This is a genomic window from Candidatus Proelusimicrobium volucris (assembly GCF_959605025.1).
Classification (GTDB): Bacteria; Elusimicrobiota; Elusimicrobia; order Elusimicrobiales; family Elusimicrobiaceae; genus Proelusimicrobium; species Proelusimicrobium volucris.
This window is the reverse complement of record NZ_CAUHCY010000004.1, coordinates 131876-151499: the sequence shown is the minus strand read 5'-3', so window position 1 is coordinate 151499 and position 19624 is coordinate 131876. Positions and strand designations below refer to the sequence as shown.

Genomic DNA, 19624 nt, shown 5'->3' with positions numbered 1-19624 from the left:
ATGAATCGTATAGCCAAATTGTTTCTGGGAGTAGTACTTTTGCCGCTGGCCTTTAGCATATTGCTTTCGGTTTTTGAGGTTTTGTGGTACATAGTTAAAGGCTATAAAGTAACGCTTTATTTTATGTTGGGTGCGGCGTTATATGTTTTGACGCATTTGTTCTTTTATAATTTTTCCAGATTTTACGTAATGGCGCACGAGTTCAGCCACGCAGCAGCCGCTTGGCTATGCGGGTATACGGTGAGCGGGCTGAGCGTAAAAAGCGACAGCGGGGAAGTAAAAGTAAGCGGCATAAACACATTTGTTTTGCTGGCGCCTTACTGCGTACCGCTTTACAGTTTGATTGTTACGTTTGTTTATCTGCTCCTTAATTTATTTGTCGATGGCGCGGAGCGTTACGGCGGTTTGTTTTTGGCGCTGTTCGGGTTTTGTACGGCTCTTCATTTAATGCATACATACAAGGCTTTGACGGAGACGGAACAGAGCGATATAAGCAGAGCGGGCGGCGGGGTATTTTCCTTTTCGCTGATAGTTTTAATAAATATGGCGATAATTTTGGGCTTGGCGGAGATATATTTCCCGAGCATTATTCCCATAGGTTCTTTAAGCGGCGGGATAATAAGGCGTACGATACAATTTTGGAAATGGTTTTTTGATAATTTATATTCGTTCAGCGTTAAGTTTTTTGCGGGAACGGGCGAAGCATGAAAAAGAAAATAAAGAATTTATTTGTAAACACGATAAAACTCACCCTAAAAAGTTTGGTGCGGGTAATGTTTTTGATTGTGACGTTGCTGTTGGTCTTGGCGGGCGCGGTATGGTTTACCGCGCTTAAATACGTCAGCGCGGAGCATATCGGGAAGGAGTTCGCCTCGGCCTTGCAGAGCGCGCTCAACCGCCCCGTTATAGTCGGCGATTTTGAACTTACCTCCTTAAACAGCATAACGATAAACAATTTCAGGATAGTGGATACGGAATTGGACGAATATAACGAATTTTTGTCGGTGGAAAAAGTAGTGATAAAATTTGATTTGCTTCCGCTTAGGGATAATATCATAGACATAAAAGAAGTTATGCTTTATAATCCTGTGGTAACGATAATCAAAGACGAATCTGGCAGAACCAATATCCCCAAAGCCAGCGTATCGAACACGCAAAGCGCATTGGGACAGCAGTTTAATATTACTTCGGGCGAGGGCCGCCATTGGCAGGTGGTGGTGGAAGACTGGGTGATAAGGAACGGCGTGTTTGCATATAGGGACATCGCCGCAAGAACAAGCCATTCTCTTAACGGAATATTTATACGCTTTTACAATTTAAAATTCCACGGTTTTACGGATTTCGCGCTAAACTTCGTGCTGAGAAATAAAATCAAAGACAAAATTATGGAAAACGAAATCGTCGCGGAGGGCAGCGTCGATTTGGCAGATTTCAAGTTAAACGAAATGAGCCTTAAAGACACATCTTTAGAAGTCCGCGGCGCACGCCAGCCGCTAAAACTTACGCTTAGCGCGAAAGATTTTCTTAATCCCGCGGTAAAATTCTCCTCCGTCTTGCCGGAGTTAAGCTACGACGACGTATCACTGTACGTATCAGAGCCGTTTGATTTTTCCCTCCCGTCTACTTCCGTAAACGCGGAAATATCTTTTGCGGAGAAATTTTCTAAATTAAAAGTCGTTTCCTTGGATTTGAGGAATAAGGATATTTCCTTGAATATTAAAGGTTCGGCCGATTTATCGGCCAAGCCGATAGCGGCGGAAGCGGAATTTTCCACTGCGCAATTCAATGCGGAAAACGCCGATTATTTGGGCATACTAAAACCGTATAGGGTAAAGGGCGCTTTAAAGGCGCGCGGCCAATTGATCTATAAAGACGGCAAGTTCAGCAGTCCGCAGCTAATTGCAGATTTAAACGGCGTATCGGCCTTTATCAGCAACTTTACCATAGAGGGTGTAAAGGGCACGTATAAGGCGGAAAATAATTTTAACGATATGAGTGCCGACGTCAAAGACGGAATATTCAAAGTCGGGCGCCAAACAATATCCAAAATAAAGGGTACCGCGGCCTATGAGCATAAGAAACAGAATTTCTACGCCAAAATAAAAGACACGATGTTTAACAACAATACCGTTACGATGAGCGTAGCAATCTCCAAAGTACGCCGCGCCGACAGGGTTATAAAAGCCAATATTTATCTTAATTTGCTGAAGCCGGTGGAAATTTTTGAAACGACGGAAGATTTCGTGCAGGCTTTGTCCAAACACAAATCCTCTGGGCGGGTGAAAGACGAAAGCAGCCTCGCGTGGCTTAGGAATTTCCGCACAGCGATACCCAAATTTATGCCTAATTTCAACGGATTTGTGTATGCCGAAAAATTCGAAACGCCTATAATATCGGGCTATGATTTTAATGCCGAATTTAATTTAAAGAATATGCTTCCCGGCATGGATAAGTTAAGCGGCAGCATAGACGCCAAACTCCAACAGGGTGTAATATACAAACTTCAAGAAGCCGCGGACAGGCAAAAGGCTTTGGGCATAGCCTTCCAGCCTTTTGTGATAATGAGCAAAATGGAGCGCGCGGGTTCTTTTAAAATGGGCAAGATATTAAAGGATACCCCTTTTGAGGTGATGACGGCCTCGGTGGACTTTAATAATGGTAAAATGGATATTAACAATTTTTACGTAGACGGCGAGGTAATCGCGGCGACTGTTGGCGGCGACGTCGATTGGGTAAAAGAGAATTTGGATTTGGATATAGTGACGATGTTTAAGAACACTTCCAAACGCGGGGCTCTTTCAGAGAATTTAACGGACGAAAGCGGGGAACCGGCCTTGGCCTTCAGGGTATACGGCGAGATGACAAAACCCGCCGTCCAAATGAAAAGCCCCAAAAAGACAAGCGCCACGATAAAGGCGGCGCGCGACAAAGGCCTGCGTACGGATTTTAGTGCGGGTCAGAAATTTATAAAGGAGAAATAAATGCTCAGAAAACCTAAGATAGACATAATCAGCGTTTTGGAAGAGAACGAGGCTTTTATAGACGGCCATTTCGAATTGCCCGGCGGCCTTCATATACAGAATTACGTAGATACGGCGGCGGTAATGCAGTACCCTAATTTGGCCGCGAAGATAGGTGCCGCGCTGGCCGATTTGTTTGAGGGCCCGGTAGATGCGGTATTTTCTCCCACGCCGGAAAACTCTATCTTGGCACAGGAAGTCGCGCGCGTAAAAAATGCGAGGGCCGTTTTCGCTACGGACGCGGACGGAACAATGCAGCTTAAAGGCGTTATGAAGATAAACCCGGGCGAGAATGTCCTTATAGTGGATAACGTTACTATGACTTGCCGCAAGGTCCGGGAGGCCGCCTCCCTAATAAAAATGCTTAAAGCCAATGTGGTGGGCGCGGCGGTAATCGTTGATAGATCCACTACGGGAGCGGTAGGCAATATGGCGCTTAGATCGCTTCTAAGCTATCCGCTGGACAGCTATAAGCCCGAAGATTGCCCCATGTGCAAAGCGGGCGTAAATTTAACCAAGAAAGGTACCAAGAAATGAAAGAGATAAGGATAAAAGCCAAAGAAGAACACAGAATAAACAAAGGACATTGCTGGATATTTTCAAACGAGCTTGAAAAGGTTGATACTACAATAACGCCGGGCAGCATTGTCAGAGTGCTCGACAGCAAGGGGCAGACGATAGGAACGGCTTTTTTTAATCCGCACAGCTTAATATCGGCCAGAATAATAGAAAGGGGGGAAGAACCCCTTGGCAAGGATTTTATTTTTGAGCGTATGGACAATGCCTATTCTTACAGGAAGCAATTCGGCGTAAGACGTTTTGGCAGAATGGTCTACGGCGAGGCTGACGGCCTGCCCGGTTTGGTGATTGACCGCTACGGTGATTATCTTGTTATAGATATCTTGACGGCCGGAATGGAAACGCTGAAAAACGAGATTAAAGCGGCGGCGAACAAAATCTTTAAACCTAAGGGAATGATATTTAAGAACGATTCTTCTTTCCGCGTTTTGGAGGGATTAAACGGCGGAACCGAAATTGAGGGCGAAGTCCCCCAGGAAACGCAAATAGAGGAAAACGGCGTAAAGTATTTAGTGGCTTTGCAAGGCGGGCAAAAGACGGGTTTTTATTTTGATCAGCGCGACAACCGCGAATTTATGAAACCTTACTTCAAAGACAAAATAGTAATGGATTTATATTCTTATACGGGTTCTTTCGGCATAACGGCGGCTTTAAACGGGGCCGCGGCGGTATGGGGTACGGATTCCTCTGCGCCCGCGGTGGAATACGCCAACAGAAACGCCGAACTTAACGGCGTGGCCGATATCTGCCAATACCGCAAAGACGATGCCGAAAGGCTTTTGTCGGCTATGAAAAAGGGCGAACTGCCGGAAAAACCCGATATAGTCCTTTTGGATCCGCCCGCTTTTGTAAAGAACAGGAAGGCTCTGGCGCAGGCGGTTAACCTGTATGTAAAACTCAACAAGATGGCGCTTGAAGGGTTGGAAAGCGGCGGTATGTTGGCGACGTCTACATGTTCGCACCATATCAGCAGGGAGATATTTGTCAATATATTAAAACAAGCGGCGGCCAAAGCGGGCAAGCGCGTGACGATGATAGCGCTTCGCGGGCAAGCCAAGGACCACCCGGTGCTTTTGGGTATGCCGGAAACGGAATATCTTCATTTCGCTTTATTGCAAGTTCGCTAAAACGGACTTGATTTTGACATAAAGAAATTTGCTAATATTTATGATATATTGGGATAATTTGGAGGGAGTATGAAAGTGTTTTTTAAATTTTTTGCGGTATTCTTCGCAGTTTTGGCGGCAGGTTGCTGCTGTCAGGACGACGGCGGCAATTTCTTGGAAGGAGTTGCCGTTGAAGAAAGGCCTGCCATAAAAGAAGTATGGGACAAGGCTTCATCGGGCGATACGAACGCTCAGACATATTTGGGCGTACTATTTTATACTGGTACCGTCGGCCGCAATAACGGGGCTGCTTTTACGTGGTTTAAGAAAGCATCGGAAAACGGCTCTGGCGAGGCCGATTATTTCCTTTATGAAATGTATGACAAAGGCATACACGTAAAACAAAATGCGGAAACGGCATTTAAGTATTTGCAGAGTTCGGCTTCAAAAGGTTTTACTTCGGCAAGAGTCAAATTGGCCGAGCTTTATTTGAACGGCGAAAGAACTGAAGGGCTGGATAAGGAAGAACTGCTTGAATGGCTGGGTACTTATACCGAGCAAGGCAATGAAAAGGCCAGAGATCTGCTTGCTAAATTCCAGAAGGATCCTTCCGCAGATAAAAGCGAAAAATAATCATAAGTGATTTCATTTAAATCCCTCGTTTAAAAAGCGGGGGATTTTTATTGTCTGCAAAAACGCGGCCGCTGTTATTGTACTAAGCGATGCATGGCATTGATAAGAGTTTGCATTAGTGGACCAAGGGGAAGACATTTATTTTAAATCTAATTGATTGCATAATGCAAAACGCCCCGTATAAAAACGGGGCGTTTGAAATGCAATCTTTGAAAGATTGTTTTATTCCGCCTTAAGTTTCGCGCCCGCTTCCAGTGCTTTTCTGTTGAGGGCGATCATTTCGGGCTTGGCGCGTTTGAAAACCTTTTTCATAGCGTTTTCAATAGCGTCTAGGCTTACCGCCCCAGTATTGCCCGCAAAAGCGCCAAGCGCGACCATAGTTGACGTGCGAAGAGAGCCGACCTCTTTCGCTATCTCATTGCACGGGACATAGATAACTTTAATGTCGGTTCTGGTCGGTTTGCTTTTGATAAGCGAGCTGTTAATAATCAATAGCCCGCCGCTTTTTAGCATAGGCTCAAACTTAGGCAGGGAAGGCTCGTTCATCACGATGGCGGTATCGGGCGCGCATACTACGGGCGTCGCCACTTCGGTATCGGAAATTACCACCGAGCAATTTGCCGTACCGCCCCTCATTTCGGGGCCGTAAGAGGGGAACCAGCTGACGGCTTTGCCCTCTACAAGCCCGGCCTGGGCCAATAATACACCGGCGGAAACAACACCCTGTCCGCCGAATCCGGCTATTCTTACACCTTGATACATATTATTTGCCCTCCTGTTTTTTGCCTTCGTCTTTAAATACGCCTAAAGGATACTGAGGCATCATTTTTTCCCTTAGGAATTCCAGCGCCTTAAGTGGTTCCACGCCCCAGTTTGTCGGGCAGATGGAAAGCACTTCCACAAAGGAGAAACCTACTCCGTCAATTTGGTTCTGGAAAGCCTTTTTGATGGCTTTTTTGGCGTTCATCACGTTTTGGGGAGTGTCGACGGAAACTCTCTCGATGTATTTAGCGCTTTTAAGCTGGCTTAGCATTTCCGATACGTTTATCGGGTTGCCTTGCAGTTTTTCGTTTCTGCCTTTGGGGGCCGTGGTGGCTACTTGCCCGACCAAAGTCGTCGGCGCCATTTGCCCACCCGTCATACCGTAAATGGTATTGTTTATGAAAATCACGGTAATATTTTCGCCTCTTGCGGCGGCGTGTACGATTTCTGCCATACCGATAGAGGCCAAATCGCCGTCGCCTTGATAGGAAAATACGATTGTATCGGGTTTGGAGCGTTTAATGCCGGTGGCTATCGCCGGGCCTCTTCCGTGCGGGCCTTGAATGGCGTCGCAGTTGAAGTATTTATCGGCGAATACCGCGCAGCCCACAGGCGCTATGCAGATAGTGCGTTTGCGGATATCGAGTTCGTCCATAACCTCGGCTACAAGGCGGTGCACGACGCTGTGTCCGCAGCCGGGGCAATAATGGGTGGGAATATCCACCAAAGATTCAGGCCTTTTGGTTACGGGTTTCATAATAAGGTGCCCTCCTTGCAGATTTTATTTTCCGGTTTATGGCAGGTATTATCCGCCTTTTCGGCCAAATCGGCCAGGTTGAAAAGGAAGTCTTTCTTGCCGTTGAGTACCGATTTTACCGCTACGGCGATTTCTTCCGCTACGGGGAAGAACGCGCCCGGCTTGGCGTAAAGATGTACGGGTATTTTGCCCGCTGTGGCCAGTTTTACGTCGATAATCATTTGGCCAAGGCTCATTTCGGCACAAAGCATCGCTTTGCAGCTTTGCGCCAGTTCCGCTATTCTTTTGCTTGGGAACGGCCAAAGCGTTATCGGCCTGAAGAGGCCCGCTTTTACGCCTTCGCTTCTTAAAGCATTCACCGCGGCCATGGCAGCGCGCGAGCTTATGCCGTAGGCGACGATGATAACATCGGCGTCTTCGGTAAAGCGTTCCTCGTAGCGGACTTCATCGCGTTCTATAAGAGCGTAGCGTTCCGCTCTTTTAAGTATCATTTTTTCCAGTTCGCCTTCGGCCAAACCGTAGGAAGAGACCATATTCTTTCCTCTGCTGCCGTCATTTATGCCCAGTGCCCAAGGTTTCGCGGGCAGAGTTTTGGGATCTATGGGGTCGAAATTGTAACTCATGCCCTCCATCATTTGGCCAAGTATGCCGTCGGCGAGTATCATCGCGGGGATTCTGTATTTTTCCGCCAGTTCAAAAGCCATTTTTGGGAAATTGCCCAACTCCTCTACGCTGTTGGGCGCCAATACGATAAGCCTGTAATCGCCGTTGCCGCCGCCGCGCGTGGCTTGAATATAATCGCCCTGCGCTCCGGCTATATTGCCAAGGCCCGGCCCTCCCCTCATTACGTTTACTATCAGGCAAGGCAGATCCGCACCCGCCATATAGGAAATACCTTCCTGTTTTAAGCTTACGCCCGGGCTGGAAGAGGACGTCATCGCCCTGGTGCCCGTAGAAGCCGCACCGTAAATCATATTGATGGCCGCCACTTCACTTTCGGCCTGCACGAACGCGCCGCCGACTTCTTCCTGCCGCCAGGACATATATTCCGGCACTTCGTTTTGCGGGGTTATCGGATAACCCGCGAAAAACCTGCATCCGGCCCTTATCGCGCCTTCGGCAAGAGCTTCATTGCCTTTCATTAAAACTTTTTCTGCCATTTTTTACCTCTTATCTATATACGGTTATAGCTAAATCCGGGCATACCATATAGCACATGCCGCAGCCTATGCAGGATTCGGGTTTAGCAAGTTTGGCGGGGTAATATCCCGTCTTGCTGAAAGTATCAGACATTTCAATGCACTGTTTGGGGCACGCCTTCGTGCACAGCTTGCACCCTTTGCAACGCATTTCGTTGACTTCTATTTTAGGCATAGTACCTCCTTGGGTTCCTCATATATTAGTATAAATTTTTTTAAAGGCTAAGCGCAATGTTTAACGAAACATTTTGAGGGTAAAACTTTGCGTTAATATTCCAAGATATTTGGAGACTGGATATTATGGCGGAAAATTTATTATAAATTTGATATGAACGGAAATAACTCTCAAATCGCCGAACAGGCGCGCGCTTTGCTTGGCGCGACTAAAGACTTTACGGCCAATATGGCTAATCTTTCCGCATTGATTTATCAAAATACGGCGGATATAAACTGGGCGGGTTTTTATATTTTTAAGAACGGCAAATTGGTGTTGGGGCCGTTTCAGGGCAAGCCCGCCTGCGTGGAAATAGAAAACGGCAAAGGCGTTTGCGGGCTGTGCGCCAAAAGCGCAAAGACAGTAATAGTGCCTGACGTACATAAATTCCCCGGGCATATCGCCTGCGATTGCGCCAGCAAAAGCGAAATAGTAATACCTCTGTTTAAAACCGACGGAACAATTTACGGGGTCATGGATATAGATTCGCCTAAAGAGGACCGCTTCTCTCAGCAAGAACGGGAGCTGTTTGAAAGTCTGGCCGATATCTTAACGCGTGCTTGCGGCGGGTTTAATTGATTGCAAAAGGAAAGCGGCCCTAAAGGCCGCTTTCGTATGTCTTTAAAAGAAATATGCCGAGGGACAGGATCGAACTGTCGACACCCGGTTTTTCAGACCGGTGCTCTACCACTGAGCTACCTCGGCATTTGTTTTGGCGGCTTTATCTGCCGTCAAATCAAGAAATCTGTTTATTGCTACCCTATTATAATATCAAATTAGGCGTTATATTTCAATGTTATTAAATAGACTTCTGCCCTTATGCTTTGTTTTGCGCGGTTTTATCGGCTTTGGCCGCGGCCAAACAGAACAGCGCCGCCGGAATTACAAACAGCATTGTGGAAAGCACCGCCGCCCTCAAACTAAACGAATCGGACACCGCCCCTACAAAAGCGGGCGAAATCGCGTCGCCCAGCGCGTGTATAATAAATATGTTCACCGCGAAAGCCATGGACCTTATTTTGATGTCCGTCAGATTTACTATCGCCGCGTTCAGCGGGCCCGTCTGCAAAAAAGCGAACATTATCGCTATGCCTAGAAAACTCAGCGCGATAAAGTAATTGTCAAACGAGAGCGCCGCCACCGCGAAGGGAAGCGCCGCTGTAAAACTTAAAGCGGAAACCAAATAATACGCTTTTTTCGTTTTCTTTAACATTTTGTCGGCCAAAAAGCCGCCCAAAAAAGTACCCGCCGCGCCCGCCAGTATCGTTAAGGCGCCGAAGACCGTCCCCGCCTGCGCTACGGAAAAATCATAATATCTGTGCATAAATGTGGGCATCCACGCCGCCAGGCCGCCCAAAGTAAAAGTGCCCATAGCCTGCGCCAAACAGACGAACAGAAACGGTTTGTTCTTCAGCAGGGCAAAATAATTTTTAAATTTCGGTTTTTCCGCTTTGAGTGTTTTTGTCCTGCCGTCTTTAAGTTTGAGCAATATAAAAGCCGCTATCAAAGCGCCGGGGAGCCCGACTAAAAAGAAGGCGCTCCTCCACCCGATGTGAAACCCCAGAAATCCGCCCAGCAAATACCCCAAGGCGCTGCCGGCGGGCAAGGCCATGCCGAATAAAGCCAAAACGCGGGCACGCTTGGCGGCGGGGAATTTCTCCGCCAGGAAAGAGGGCGATACGCTGGTAAAGCCCGCCTCGCCTATCCCTATAAAACTGCGCGCCGCGAATAAGTGAAAATAATTTTTAGCCGCGCCTGAAAGCATAGTCGCCCCGCTCCACAAAAAAGCGCAAATTGCCATAGCGTATTGGCGGGGCGTTCGGTCGGCGATGTATCCTATTACGGGCGCGGCGAACATATACACGAACATAAAGGCCGAGGCCAATATCCCCAGCTTAGCGTCGGATAAAAGCAGGTCCTCTTTTATCAGCGGAAAGACGGAAAACAGTATCTGCCTGTCGATGTAGTTTAACAGATTAAGTGAGAATAGCAACACAAATACCGTTTTTGAGTTCATTAAAAATCCTTTGTTTGGCGCAGCGCCTCATAGAGGCATATCGCCGCGGAAGTGGATAGATTTAAGGACCTTACCTCACCCGGCATCGGGATTTGGTAGAGAGAGTCTTTATATTCCTTATACAATGCTTTGGGCAGGCCGCAAGATTCGCTGCCGAAGGCCAGATAATCATTCTTTTGGAATTTGATGTCCCAGAGTGATTTTTCGCCTTTCGTGGAGAAAAAGAAAATTCTCGCGCCCTCGGGCAGGGAATTTTTGAAATCGGCGAAAGTATCGTATCTGGTGTATTTCAGTTTGGGCCAATAGTCCAAGCCGCTGCGCCTGATTTCTTTATCCTCTATTTTAAAGCCGAGTTTGCCCACCAAGTGCAAGTGCGCGTTTGTGGCGACGCAAGTCCTGCCGATATTGCCCGTATTGAAGGGGATTTCGGGGTTGATTAAAACTATGTTCATCATAGAATAATTTTATGAAACTTTTATTCTTCGGGCAAACCGCTGAGGGAAATTTCCTTTAAGGGGAAAAATATCCCGTAAAAGAAGATAAACGGGTTCGTTATAACGCGCGCCAAACGCGGCATAAAGTAGAGATTGTGCCTCAAGGCGAATTTGAATAAAGCGAGTTTCACTTTAAAAATAAAATTCCTTTCTTTAAACAGATCGCTCGGCAAGTTAAGATAAAAATTTTTGCTCTTTTCAAAAAACTCTTTTGTTTGCGTTTTGTCCGATTGTTTTAATGCGCCGTTGCCTATACATTCTCCGCCGATTATTTGTTTTAAAAGGATATATTCAAATTCTTCTTTTATTTCCGGGTATATGTTCAACCCGTTTAAATAATTACGTATATAAGAAAAATTCTCAAAGTTAATATTAGCGGAATTGTTTGAACTTCTTTTCCCCAAAGAATTAGTGGTGTCTCTAAAGTCTATTAGAGGTTCGTCAATAAAAATAAATTTATTGGCCAATGCAAATAAAGCGCCCATAAAGGGGACGTCTTCCGTGCCGCGGCCTTCAGGGAAGCGTAAATGGTTTTCTTCTATAATGCTCCTTTTTATAAGGCTGCCCCACGGCCTGCCTATTATGCCGGCGCCGATAAATAAGAAATTCGCGCGCGTAGCCGCCGGCTTTGAAAGTGTAGCGGGGATTCCTTTTAAATTGCACTTCGATAATTTTTTATCCGATTCGTCAATCCTATCACAAGAACAGGTTACTATATCGGATTTTTCCTCTTCCGCTTTTTTGTAAAGAATTTCGCAGGCGTCGCTTCGGAGGATATCGTCGCTGTCAAAGAATAAAACATATTTGCCCTTGGCGTGCTTGAGGCCCTCGTTCCTGGCGCCGCCTGCCATTCCGCCTTCTTTGTAAAGATAATGGAAGTTGGGATATTTGCCAGCAAATTCCTTTATTATTTCGGGCGAGCTGTCTTTTGAGGCATTGTCCACGCACAGGACTTCAATATCCTTGAAAGTTTGCTCCGCGGCCGATTGCAGGGCTTGGCGCAGGAACTTTTCTGAGTTGTATACGGGTATTATTATGCTTATTTGGGGAGACATTGTTTTTCCTCCGAGCAAGGCTGGTATTTATTGGTTGCTTCAATGCTTGTCAAAACAAAAATCCTATATTAAAAATCGACGTGAAACAATAGGATTGTTTCCAGGTTTGTTTCACGTCGATAAAGAGCCCTTTCCGGTTAAAACAGAAACACGGAATTTGCGTTTACATTTCCCACCTTACATATATAGGCGTAAACGGGTGCGGTATCGCGCTGTTAAACGGCAGAATTCGCATGGCGTAATCTTGCCGTCCGCTGGTTTCGGGGTGGATTTCCACCTCGTACAAATAAGCGTCGCCCTCTTTGCCGACCAAGTTCATGGCAAAGTCTTTTACGCTTTCAAAACCTCCGCCCAAACCGCGCAAGCCAAGCTGGGTTTGTACTACGACGTCTTCCGGCTTTAAATCGCCCAAAGTCACTTTGGCTTTAAATTTTAAGGCTTCGCCCACCAGCACAGTGCGCGATATATTGCCCGTAACGTCTACTATCGACACTCTTGGCCAGTTTGCCGCTATTCTGCCGCGCCAAGCCGCCAAAGCCGCTGTTTGGCCTTCGCTCCTTAAAATATTGCCGTAATAGTGGGCTTTGGTGTAGAATCTATCGTAATATTCTTGCACCATTCTGTTGGTGTTGAAGAACGGTACTATCGTTTTGATTGACGTCTTCATCTTGGATACCCACTGTTGGGGGATATTGTCCTGATCCCTATCGTAGAATACGGGCGCGATTTCATTTTCTATTAAATTGTAAAGAGCTTGGGATTCGACTTCGTCACGCTGCTCGTCGCTTTGATAAGACTGTGCCCCGATTATCGACCAGCTGAAGTCGCACGGCCCCACTTCGTCCCACCAACCGTCGAGTATCGATAAGGCCAAAGCGCCGTTGAGCGCGGCTTTCATACCGCTGGTGCCGGAGGCTTCCATAGGCCTTACCGGGTTATTGAGCCACACGTCTACGCCTTGCACCATATAGCGCGCCAAGTTCATATTATAATCTTCCGCGAAGACGATTTTGCCTCTGAATCTCGGGTCCAGCATAATATTGTATATCTGCTTAATAAACTCTTTGCCCGCGGTGTCCGCCGGATGGGCCTTGCCCGCAAAGACGAACTGTACCGGCCTTTGGGCATTGTTTACTATCGCAGAGAGTCTATCCAAATCTTTAAAGAGCAAAGTAGCCCTCTTGTAGGTGGCAAATCTTCTCGCGAAGCCGATGGTAAGGATTTTATCCTTCAAAACTTTTGACGCCTGATTGGCCAGCATTACATTCCCCGATAATCTGTTGGCCTGCAAAGCCATTTTGTTGCGGATATATTTTATGAGTTTGTTTTTTCTAAGTTCGTGCGTCTTCCAAAGCTCTTCGGAGGGGATATCTTCCACTTTGTTCCATACCGATTGGTTGAAGTTGTTTAAGCTGTCGTCGCCGTCAAAGAGATATTTGCGGTACAGTTCGCTGTATTCGTGGCTGACCCAGCTGGCGGGGTGTATACCGTTGGTTATGCTGGTTATTGGCACTTCGGAAGTATTAAGGCCGTTCCAAATATTCTTCCACATTTCCCTGGATACCACGCCGTGCAGTTTGGCCACGCCGTTGAGATAGGCCGAAAGTTTGAGCGCGAATACCGTCATGCAGAACATCGGCGATTGGGGAGTTTCTTTGCCCAAGTCGAGGAAAGCATCCCACCCTATGCCAAGCTGTGATACATAAGGCTCCATAAATTTTTTGACAAGATTAAAATCGAAATATTCATTGCCCGCGATTACCGGGGTATGCGTCGTAAATACCGAGGTCGCCCAGACAAGTTCTTTGGCTTCGTTGAAGGAAATCTTCTTTTCCTGCATAATTTCTATTATGCGTTCGCACAGCAGGAAGGCCGAATGCCCCTCGTTTATGTGGTATACCGTAGGGTTCATTCCCATCGCTTTCAAAGCCTTTACGCCGCCCACGCCCAAGACTATTTCCTGCTTGATTCTGTTTTCCCTGTCGCCGCCGTAGAGCTGCTCGGTTATCGTTCTGTGAGCGGGCGGGTTTTCGGGGAGGTTCGTATCTAAAAGGTAAAGCGAAGTTCTGCCCACCGGCACGCGCCATATCATTGCTTTTACAACTTCCCTGCCAAGCGGGATATCAACCGTAAGGTTGTTGCCTTTATCGTTGCGTACCGCTTCTACCGACATATGCGCCCAGTCGTTTTCCGGGTATTCCTCGCCTTGCCAGCCGTCCTTGTTAAGAACTTGCTTCACATACCCTTTTTGATAGAACAGCCCCACGCCTATTAAAGGCAGGCCCAAGTCGCTCGTGCTTTTGATATGGTCGCCCGCCAGCATACCTAGGCCGCCCGAATATATCGGCAAGCCTTCGCCTATGCCGTACTCCATGGAAAAATAAGCCGTAAGGAAATTTTCTTTCCCTTCGCCTTTTATTTTGTTATACCAAGTGTCTTTATTGGTTTGATAGTTTCTGTAAAGTTTCTCCACGAAGTTAAGGTGCGCTATAAAATCTTCGTCTTTGCTTAGTTCTTCCAGCCTTTTCTGAGATACCGTCGCCATAAGCCATTTGGGCATTCTTTGGGATTTTTCCCAAAGCTGTTCGTCTATTCTTAAAAAGAGCATTATCGCCGGCCAGTTCCAGGCAAACCACATATTGTTGGAAAGTTCCTCAAGAAATTTCATATTGTCCGGCAGGTTGGGTGTTACTTTGAAAGAATGAATTTTCATCTATTATTACTCCCTTTCTTTTGATAATCTTTATATTAGTATATAAATTGAAAAAGGGGCAAGGCAACAAAAATAAGAAATAGCTCCGTCTTCTTTGCCGTGCGGGCAGGGGGGAAAGATTTGCTTGCTCAAGCCCAAAAGGCGGCTATTTTATCGGACTAATTTGCGTTTGCGCAAAGGCTTTGCCCGTCTTGAAAATACTAAAGCGCGAAAAATATTGTAAAATATCAGTATATAAGAGGTTTATGTCTCGTTCGTCTAGCGGTTTAGGACGCCGCCCTCTCAAGGCGGAGATCACGGGTTCGAATCCCGTACGAGACGTACTCCCCCGTACGATTTATACTCCGCCGCAGTGCGGATATTTTTATTTTAAGGAGCTTTTTTATGGATATAGGAATAGTGGGTTTGCCCAATGTCGGCAAATCGTCCCTTTTCAACGCGCTTACCAATGCCGGCGCACAGGCTTCCAATTATCCTTTTACCACAATAGAGCCCAATGTCGGCGTTGTACCCATACCCGATAAGAGGCTTGACGCTTTATTTGATTTGTTCAAACCGCCAAAGAAAACGGCCGCTTTTATCAGATTTGTCGATATAGCGGGTATTGTTGAAGGCGCGAGCAAGGGCGAGGGCTTGGGCAATAAATTCCTGGCCAATATACGCGAAGTCGATGCCATAATACACGTAGTCCGTTTGTTCGAGGACGAGAACATCACGCACGTATCTGGCAGCGTGGACCCTTTAAGAGATATAGAAATTATAGAAACCGAACTTATGCTGGCCGATTTGGAAAGCGTTGAAAAGATGCTTCCCAAGGCACAAAGCAACGCCAAAAGCGGCAATAAGGAAGCCAAAGCCAGATTGGAAACTCTGCTTAAACTCCAGAAGGCTTTAAGCGAGGGCAAACCCGCCTCAAGCGTGGAGTTGGAAGAGGAGGAAAAAAAGGATCTTCAGCTTCTTACGCTTAAGCCGATGTTGTATGTTGGCAATAATTCCGAAAAGCCTAACGAAGAAAACTCCCGTAAATTGCGCGAGCACGCCCAAAAGACGGGCGCGGGCTTTGTGGAACTCTGCATAAAATTCGAGGCCGAAATAGCGGAACTTGATGAGGAGGAGAAACATCTTTTCTTGGCGGAAGTCGGCTCGGAATACACTGGCCTGGAAAAGATAGTAAGGGAAGGAATGAAGCTTTTAAATATGTGTACTTTCTTTACGGCGGGGCCTGAAGTTGAGGTGCGCTCCTGGCTGATACCCGTAGGCTGCCCCGCGCCCAAAGCGGCGGGCAAAATTCATTCCGACATAGAACGCGGCTTTATCTGCGCGGAAGTGTACAGCGTAGATGATATACTTGAACATAAATCGGAAAAGGTCCTAAAGGAAAAGGGCCTTATCCGCCAGGAAGGGCGCGACTATATAATCAAAGACGGCGACGTCTGCGTATTCAGGTTTAACGTATAATGGTTTGCAATAGTTTCGGCATTTGCGGGGGCTGTTCTTTAAAACAGGACGGCTACTCCGCCCAAATTAAACTGAAACAGGGCAAAGTAAAAGCCCTGCTGGAGCCTTTTTACAATGGGGAGATAGAAGTAACGCCTTCCCCAAATACCGAGTATTTCCGGAATAAGATAGAACTTAGTTTTTGCCGCCAGGTCGTTTGGAGCGAGCCTTACGGCAAAAAGAAGAAGGTCGTGCGCGATAAAACCAAACCCCTGGAATTTGAAAATACTTTCGGATTCCGCTTGAAAGGACGCTGGGACCGTTGCGTAAATATAGAAGACTGCCTTTTGTATGAGCCCAATCTCTCCGCTTACGCCAAGGCTTTGCGCCTGTGGGCGGAGGAAAAGAAACTTTCTTTCTACGATCAGCGCACGCACGAGGGGCTGCTGAGGAATTTGATTTTAAGGCGCGGCGTAAACACGGGGGAAGGTATGGCCGTGCTGATAACCGCCGCTCCTTTTGAACACGCCGAGGATTTTGCCAAACTGACGGAAACCTTTTATCCCTCTTATCATATCCTTACGGCGGTAAACGACGGGGTTTCTGACGGCGCCGGTATAAAGGACATAAGGATAGTAAAGGGCAAAGGCTTTATAAGGGAAAAGATTCTTGAAAGCGGACGGGAAATAATCTTTGAAATATCGCCGCAATCGTTTTTCCAAACTAACACGAAAGCCGCCAATTTGATTTATGAGAAAGTGGCCTCAAAAATGGCGGAGTTAAAACCCGCCGTTATGTACGATTTTTACGGCGGGGCGGGCAGTTTCAGCCTGTGCTGTGCGCCTTATGTCGGCAAGAGTCTGTGCGTGGAAAGCGTGCCAAGCGCGGTAAACGACGGCGTAAGAAATGCGAAAATCAATAAAATAGAAAATGTTAATTTTTTCTGCGCGACTACGGAAGATTTTTTGGCCAAGAACAAAATAGGCTCCCATAATTCCGTAATAGTGCTCGACCCGCCCAGAAGCGGCGTACACCCCGCGGCCTGCGCCAAGATATTAAACAGCGGCGCGCCGCAAATATTTTATGTATCCTGCAATCCCGTAACCTTGGCGGAAAATCTAAAAACGCTCAGCGCGAAGTATAAAGTAACCCACGTCGAGTGTTTTGACTTTTTCCCGCACAGCGAACATATAGAAACTTTAGCGGAACTTGAACTGAAATGAACAATATAGACGAAATTTTATCCACTTTAAATCCTCGCCAGCTTGAAGCGGTAAACTATAACGGCGGGCCGTGCCTTATAATAGCGGGCGCGGGTACGGGCAAGACGAAGACTCTTACCTGCAAAGTAGCCAAATTGATACACGACGGCGTTGCGCCCTCCAGAATTTTGGCCGTAACCTTTACCAATAAGGCGGCACAGGAAATGCGGGAGAGGATTGAAAGTCTTGTTCCGGGCAATTCCTCGCGCGTGTGGATACATACTTTCCACTCTTTTGCCGTAAGGGTTCTTAGGCAGAACGCGGCCGCGGCGAAGTTAAATAGAGATTTCGTAATTTACGACGAAAGCGAACAAAAAAAGATGATAACTTTGGTGTTGGAGGAGATGGGCGTAAAAGAAGGTAAAAAAGAAACGGGCTATTATGTTTCGGCCATATCCAGAGCCAAAGACGATATGCTCGACCCGGATTCTTTCCTTATCCACGCGCACGCTTCCAATAATCCCCGGCGCATTCAGACGGCGGAAGTATACAGGAGGTACCAGCGCAAGCTGGAGGCGGCGGGCGCTTTGGATTTCGGCGATTTGCTGATGAAGGTGGTGGCCCTTTTTAAGGAGAGCCCCCAAACGCTTGCTTATTATCAGGATTATTTCCGCTATGTGCTTGTGGACGAGTATCAGGATACAAACCACACCCAATACACTTTGACAAAAGCCTTGGCGGCCAAGCACCGCAATTTATGCGTGGTGGGCGATCCGGACCAATCGATATATTCCTGGCGCGGAGCCAATATCCGCAATATTATGGAATTTGAGCGCGATTTTAAGGACGCCAAAGTAATCACGCTGGAGCAGAATTACCGATCCACGCAGGTTATTTTGGACGCCTCAAATAAACTTATCCGCAAGAATATGAACAGGCGCGAAAAGAATTTATACAGCGAAGTACAAAGCGGGGAGCCTATCTGTGTGCGCGAACTTGCCAGCGAAGGCGAAGAAGCCCGCTGGGTCTGCAACCGCATACAGGCTATGGTGGAAGACGACGGAATAAATTTAAACGATGTGGCGGTATTTTACAGGACAAACGCGCAGTCAAGGAGTTTTGAAGACACTTTCCGCCGCTATCAAATGCCTTATAAACTTATCGGCGCGGTAAAATTTTACGACAGGAAGGAAATTAAGGATGTTCTTTCCTACGCGCGGCTTTTGGTCAATCCGAACGACACCGTAAGCCTGCTGCGCGTGATAAACACGCCAAAGCGCGGATTTGGGCAGAGCGCGCAGGACGCTTTGACGGCTTATGCGGGCGCGAAGAATATCTCCCTTTACGCGGCTTTAAAAGACAGGGAATTTACCGACACCTTAAAACCTACCGCTCGCCGCGCCGCCAAGGAATTTATGGATCTGTTTGAAAGTCTGGCCTTGGAAATGACTTTTAATGCGCCCAGCGCTATATTCGCCAAATTGCTGGAAGGCTCGGGCTATGAGCAGGCGCTTCAGGCTGAGCTGGAAAAAGACCCCGAAGCGGAAGGCCGCCTGCGCAATATCGGCGAGCTTGCCGGTGCCATTAAAGATTATGAGGAGCGCTGCGCAAAAGAGGGCAATGAGCCTTCGCTTTCGGGTTATTTGCAGGAAGTTTCCTTGATAAGCGGGGCGGAAGAAGTCAGCGGGTCTTTAAACGGAGCGGTAACCTTAATGACGGTGCACCTCGCCAAAGGGCTGGAGTTCCCCGTAGTATTCGTTACGGGTTTGGAAGAGGGCTTATTTCCACTGAGCGGCAAAGATGACGACGATATGGAAGAAGAACGCCGCCTGTGTTATGTGGCCATGACGAGGGCTAAGAAATATCTGTATATGACTTATGCCTCCACAAGAAGACTATTCGGCAAGACTTATCAGAATTTGGCCTCCAGATTTCTCTTTGACAGCGAACTGCTGGAGCCCGCCTCTTACAGCGGGCCTATGGAGCGTACGGAAATCAATCCGCGCTCCCGCTACTTAAACGGCGGCTATAACAGGTGGAGTTTAAACAACAGCACCTCTTACGATAATTCCGACAATTACCAAGATACTTTTAAACAGTTCGCGCCGGCTTTCGCCAAGCCCGAACCTGCCGCGCAAAGCGGGGGAGCAGCGCAGGAAGACGGCAAGGGCGGATCTTCGGTGCGGGTCGGCAGTATGGTAAAACACGGCGTTTTCGGCCAAGGGCGGGTAAGTGCGATAAGCGGATCGGGCGACAATACCAAAATAACGGTAATGTTCGCCAACGGCACAAAACGCGTATTCATTTTGCGATTTGCGCCTTTGGAAATACTTTAAACCTATATGTTTGGCGGGCGGTTTTAAACCGCCCGTTTTTTTGGCGGGGGGAAGTTATTGGGTGCGTGTGGGTTCCCCCATTTTAATTTTTTGATAAATA

At 47.3% G+C, this 19624-nt stretch carries 17 protein-coding genes and 2 tRNA genes; 10 read left to right on the top strand and 9 right to left on the bottom strand.

Annotated features, from left to right (window positions below):
- From ACQY3M_RS05220 to ACQY3M_RS05200, 5 genes are all read left to right on the top strand, one after another.
- Window positions 1–708: a M50 family metallopeptidase gene (locus ACQY3M_RS05220; RefSeq protein ID WP_428066521.1), complete on the top strand. Its 708-nt coding sequence runs from the start codon at window positions 1–3 to the stop codon at window positions 706–708.
- The gene (locus tag ACQY3M_RS05215) at window positions 705–2981 is read left to right on the top strand and encodes an AsmA-like C-terminal region-containing protein (RefSeq protein ID WP_428066519.1); all 2277 of its coding nucleotides are present in this window, start codon (window positions 705–707) and stop codon (window positions 2979–2981) included. The genes ACQY3M_RS05220 and ACQY3M_RS05215 overlap by 4 nt, the downstream gene beginning before the upstream one ends.
- On the top strand, window positions 2982–3557 hold the full coding sequence (locus tag ACQY3M_RS05210) for a hypothetical protein (protein ID WP_428066517.1): 576 nt from the start codon (window positions 2982–2984) through the stop codon (window positions 3555–3557).
- Window positions 3554–4726, top strand: a complete 1173-nt coding sequence (locus tag ACQY3M_RS05205) for a class I SAM-dependent rRNA methyltransferase (protein WP_428066516.1) — start codon at window positions 3554–3556, stop codon at window positions 4724–4726. Before ACQY3M_RS05210 ends, ACQY3M_RS05205 begins: the two co-directional genes overlap by 4 nt.
- 69 nt (window positions 4727–4795) lie before the next feature.
- Window positions 4796–5338, top strand: coding sequence for a tetratricopeptide repeat protein (locus tag ACQY3M_RS05200; RefSeq protein WP_428066514.1), 543 nt, complete (start codon window positions 4796–4798; stop codon window positions 5336–5338).
- A gap of 222 nt (window positions 5339–5560) precedes the next feature.
- On the opposite strand, the gene ACQY3M_RS05195 is transcribed toward ACQY3M_RS05200, so the two are convergent.
- Genes ACQY3M_RS05195 through ACQY3M_RS05180 form a run of 4 tightly spaced genes read right to left on the bottom strand, consistent with a single transcriptional unit; the run spans window position 5561 to window position 8231 of the window.
- A complete protein-coding gene (locus ACQY3M_RS05195; protein ID WP_428066513.1) occupies window positions 5561–6100 on the bottom strand; it encodes a 2-oxoacid:acceptor oxidoreductase family protein in 540 nt (179 codons plus the stop codon).
- A 1-nt stretch (window position 6101) separates the two neighbouring features.
- On the bottom strand, window positions 6102–6857 hold the full coding sequence (locus ACQY3M_RS05190; RefSeq protein ID WP_428066511.1) for a thiamine pyrophosphate-dependent enzyme: 756 nt from the start codon (window positions 6855–6857) through the stop codon (window positions 6102–6104).
- Entirely contained in the window at window positions 6854–8017 is a 1164-nt protein-coding gene (vorB, locus tag ACQY3M_RS05185; RefSeq protein ID WP_428066510.1) for a 3-methyl-2-oxobutanoate dehydrogenase subunit VorB, read from the bottom strand. Before vorB ends, ACQY3M_RS05190 begins: the two co-directional genes overlap by 4 nt.
- A 10-nt stretch (window positions 8018–8027) precedes the next feature.
- The gene (locus ACQY3M_RS05180) at window positions 8028–8231 is read right to left on the bottom strand and encodes a 4Fe-4S dicluster domain-containing protein (RefSeq protein WP_428066509.1); all 204 of its coding nucleotides are present in this window, start codon (window positions 8229–8231) and stop codon (window positions 8028–8030) included.
- A gap of 153 nt (window positions 8232–8384) precedes the next feature.
- Between ACQY3M_RS05180 and ACQY3M_RS05175 the strand changes: the two genes are divergently transcribed.
- Window positions 8385–8849 carry a GAF domain-containing protein gene (locus ACQY3M_RS05175; protein ID WP_428066507.1) on the top strand — a complete coding sequence of 155 codons (465 nt, stop codon included), beginning with the start codon at window positions 8385–8387 and terminating at the stop codon, window positions 8847–8849.
- 54 nt (window positions 8850–8903) lie between these two features.
- Here ACQY3M_RS05175 and ACQY3M_RS05170 read toward each other — a convergent pair.
- The 5 genes from ACQY3M_RS05170 to glgP all read right to left on the bottom strand — a co-directional run bounded on the left by ACQY3M_RS05170 (window position 8904) and on the right by glgP (window position 14549).
- Window positions 8904–8975, bottom strand: a tRNA-Phe gene (locus tag ACQY3M_RS05170).
- 112 nt (window positions 8976–9087) lie between these two features.
- A complete protein-coding gene (locus ACQY3M_RS05165) occupies window positions 9088–10287 on the bottom strand; it encodes a spinster family MFS transporter (RefSeq protein ID WP_428066505.1) in 1200 nt (399 codons plus the stop codon).
- Entirely contained in the window at window positions 10287–10742 is a 456-nt protein-coding gene (locus ACQY3M_RS05160) for a tRNA (cytidine(34)-2'-O)-methyltransferase (RefSeq protein ID WP_428066503.1), read from the bottom strand. Before ACQY3M_RS05160 ends, ACQY3M_RS05165 begins: the two co-directional genes overlap by 1 nt.
- 20 nt (window positions 10743–10762) lie before the next feature.
- Complete coding sequence (locus tag ACQY3M_RS05155) at window positions 10763–11836, bottom strand: glycosyltransferase family 2 protein (RefSeq protein WP_428066501.1); 1074 nt, start codon at window positions 11834–11836, stop codon at window positions 10763–10765.
- Window positions 11837–11999: 163 nt separating this feature from the next.
- Window positions 12000–14549 (bottom strand): alpha-glucan family phosphorylase, encoded by a 2550-nt coding sequence (glgP, locus tag ACQY3M_RS05150; RefSeq protein WP_428066500.1) that lies wholly within the window; start codon window positions 14547–14549, stop codon window positions 12000–12002.
- Between the two features lie 247 nt (window positions 14550–14796).
- On the opposite strand from glgP, the gene ACQY3M_RS05145 reads away from it, so the two are divergent.
- The 4 genes from ACQY3M_RS05145 (at window position 14797) to ACQY3M_RS05130 (ending at window position 19524) form a co-directional block, all read left to right on the top strand.
- Window positions 14797–14870 (top strand) — tRNA-Glu (locus ACQY3M_RS05145).
- Between the two features lie 63 nt (window positions 14871–14933).
- Entirely contained in the window at window positions 14934–16007 is a 1074-nt protein-coding gene (gene ychF / locus ACQY3M_RS05140; RefSeq protein ID WP_428066499.1) for a redox-regulated ATPase YchF, read from the top strand.
- A complete protein-coding gene (gene rlmD / locus ACQY3M_RS05135) occupies window positions 16007–17209 on the top strand; it encodes a 23S rRNA (uracil(1939)-C(5))-methyltransferase RlmD (protein ID WP_428066497.1) in 1203 nt (400 codons plus the stop codon). Before ychF ends, rlmD begins: the two co-directional genes overlap by 1 nt.
- Entirely contained in the window at window positions 17206–19524 is a 2319-nt protein-coding gene (locus tag ACQY3M_RS05130) for an ATP-dependent helicase (RefSeq protein ID WP_428066496.1), read from the top strand. The genes rlmD and ACQY3M_RS05130 overlap by 4 nt, the downstream gene beginning before the upstream one ends.
- The last annotated feature ends 100 nt before the right edge of the window (window positions 19525–19624 follow it).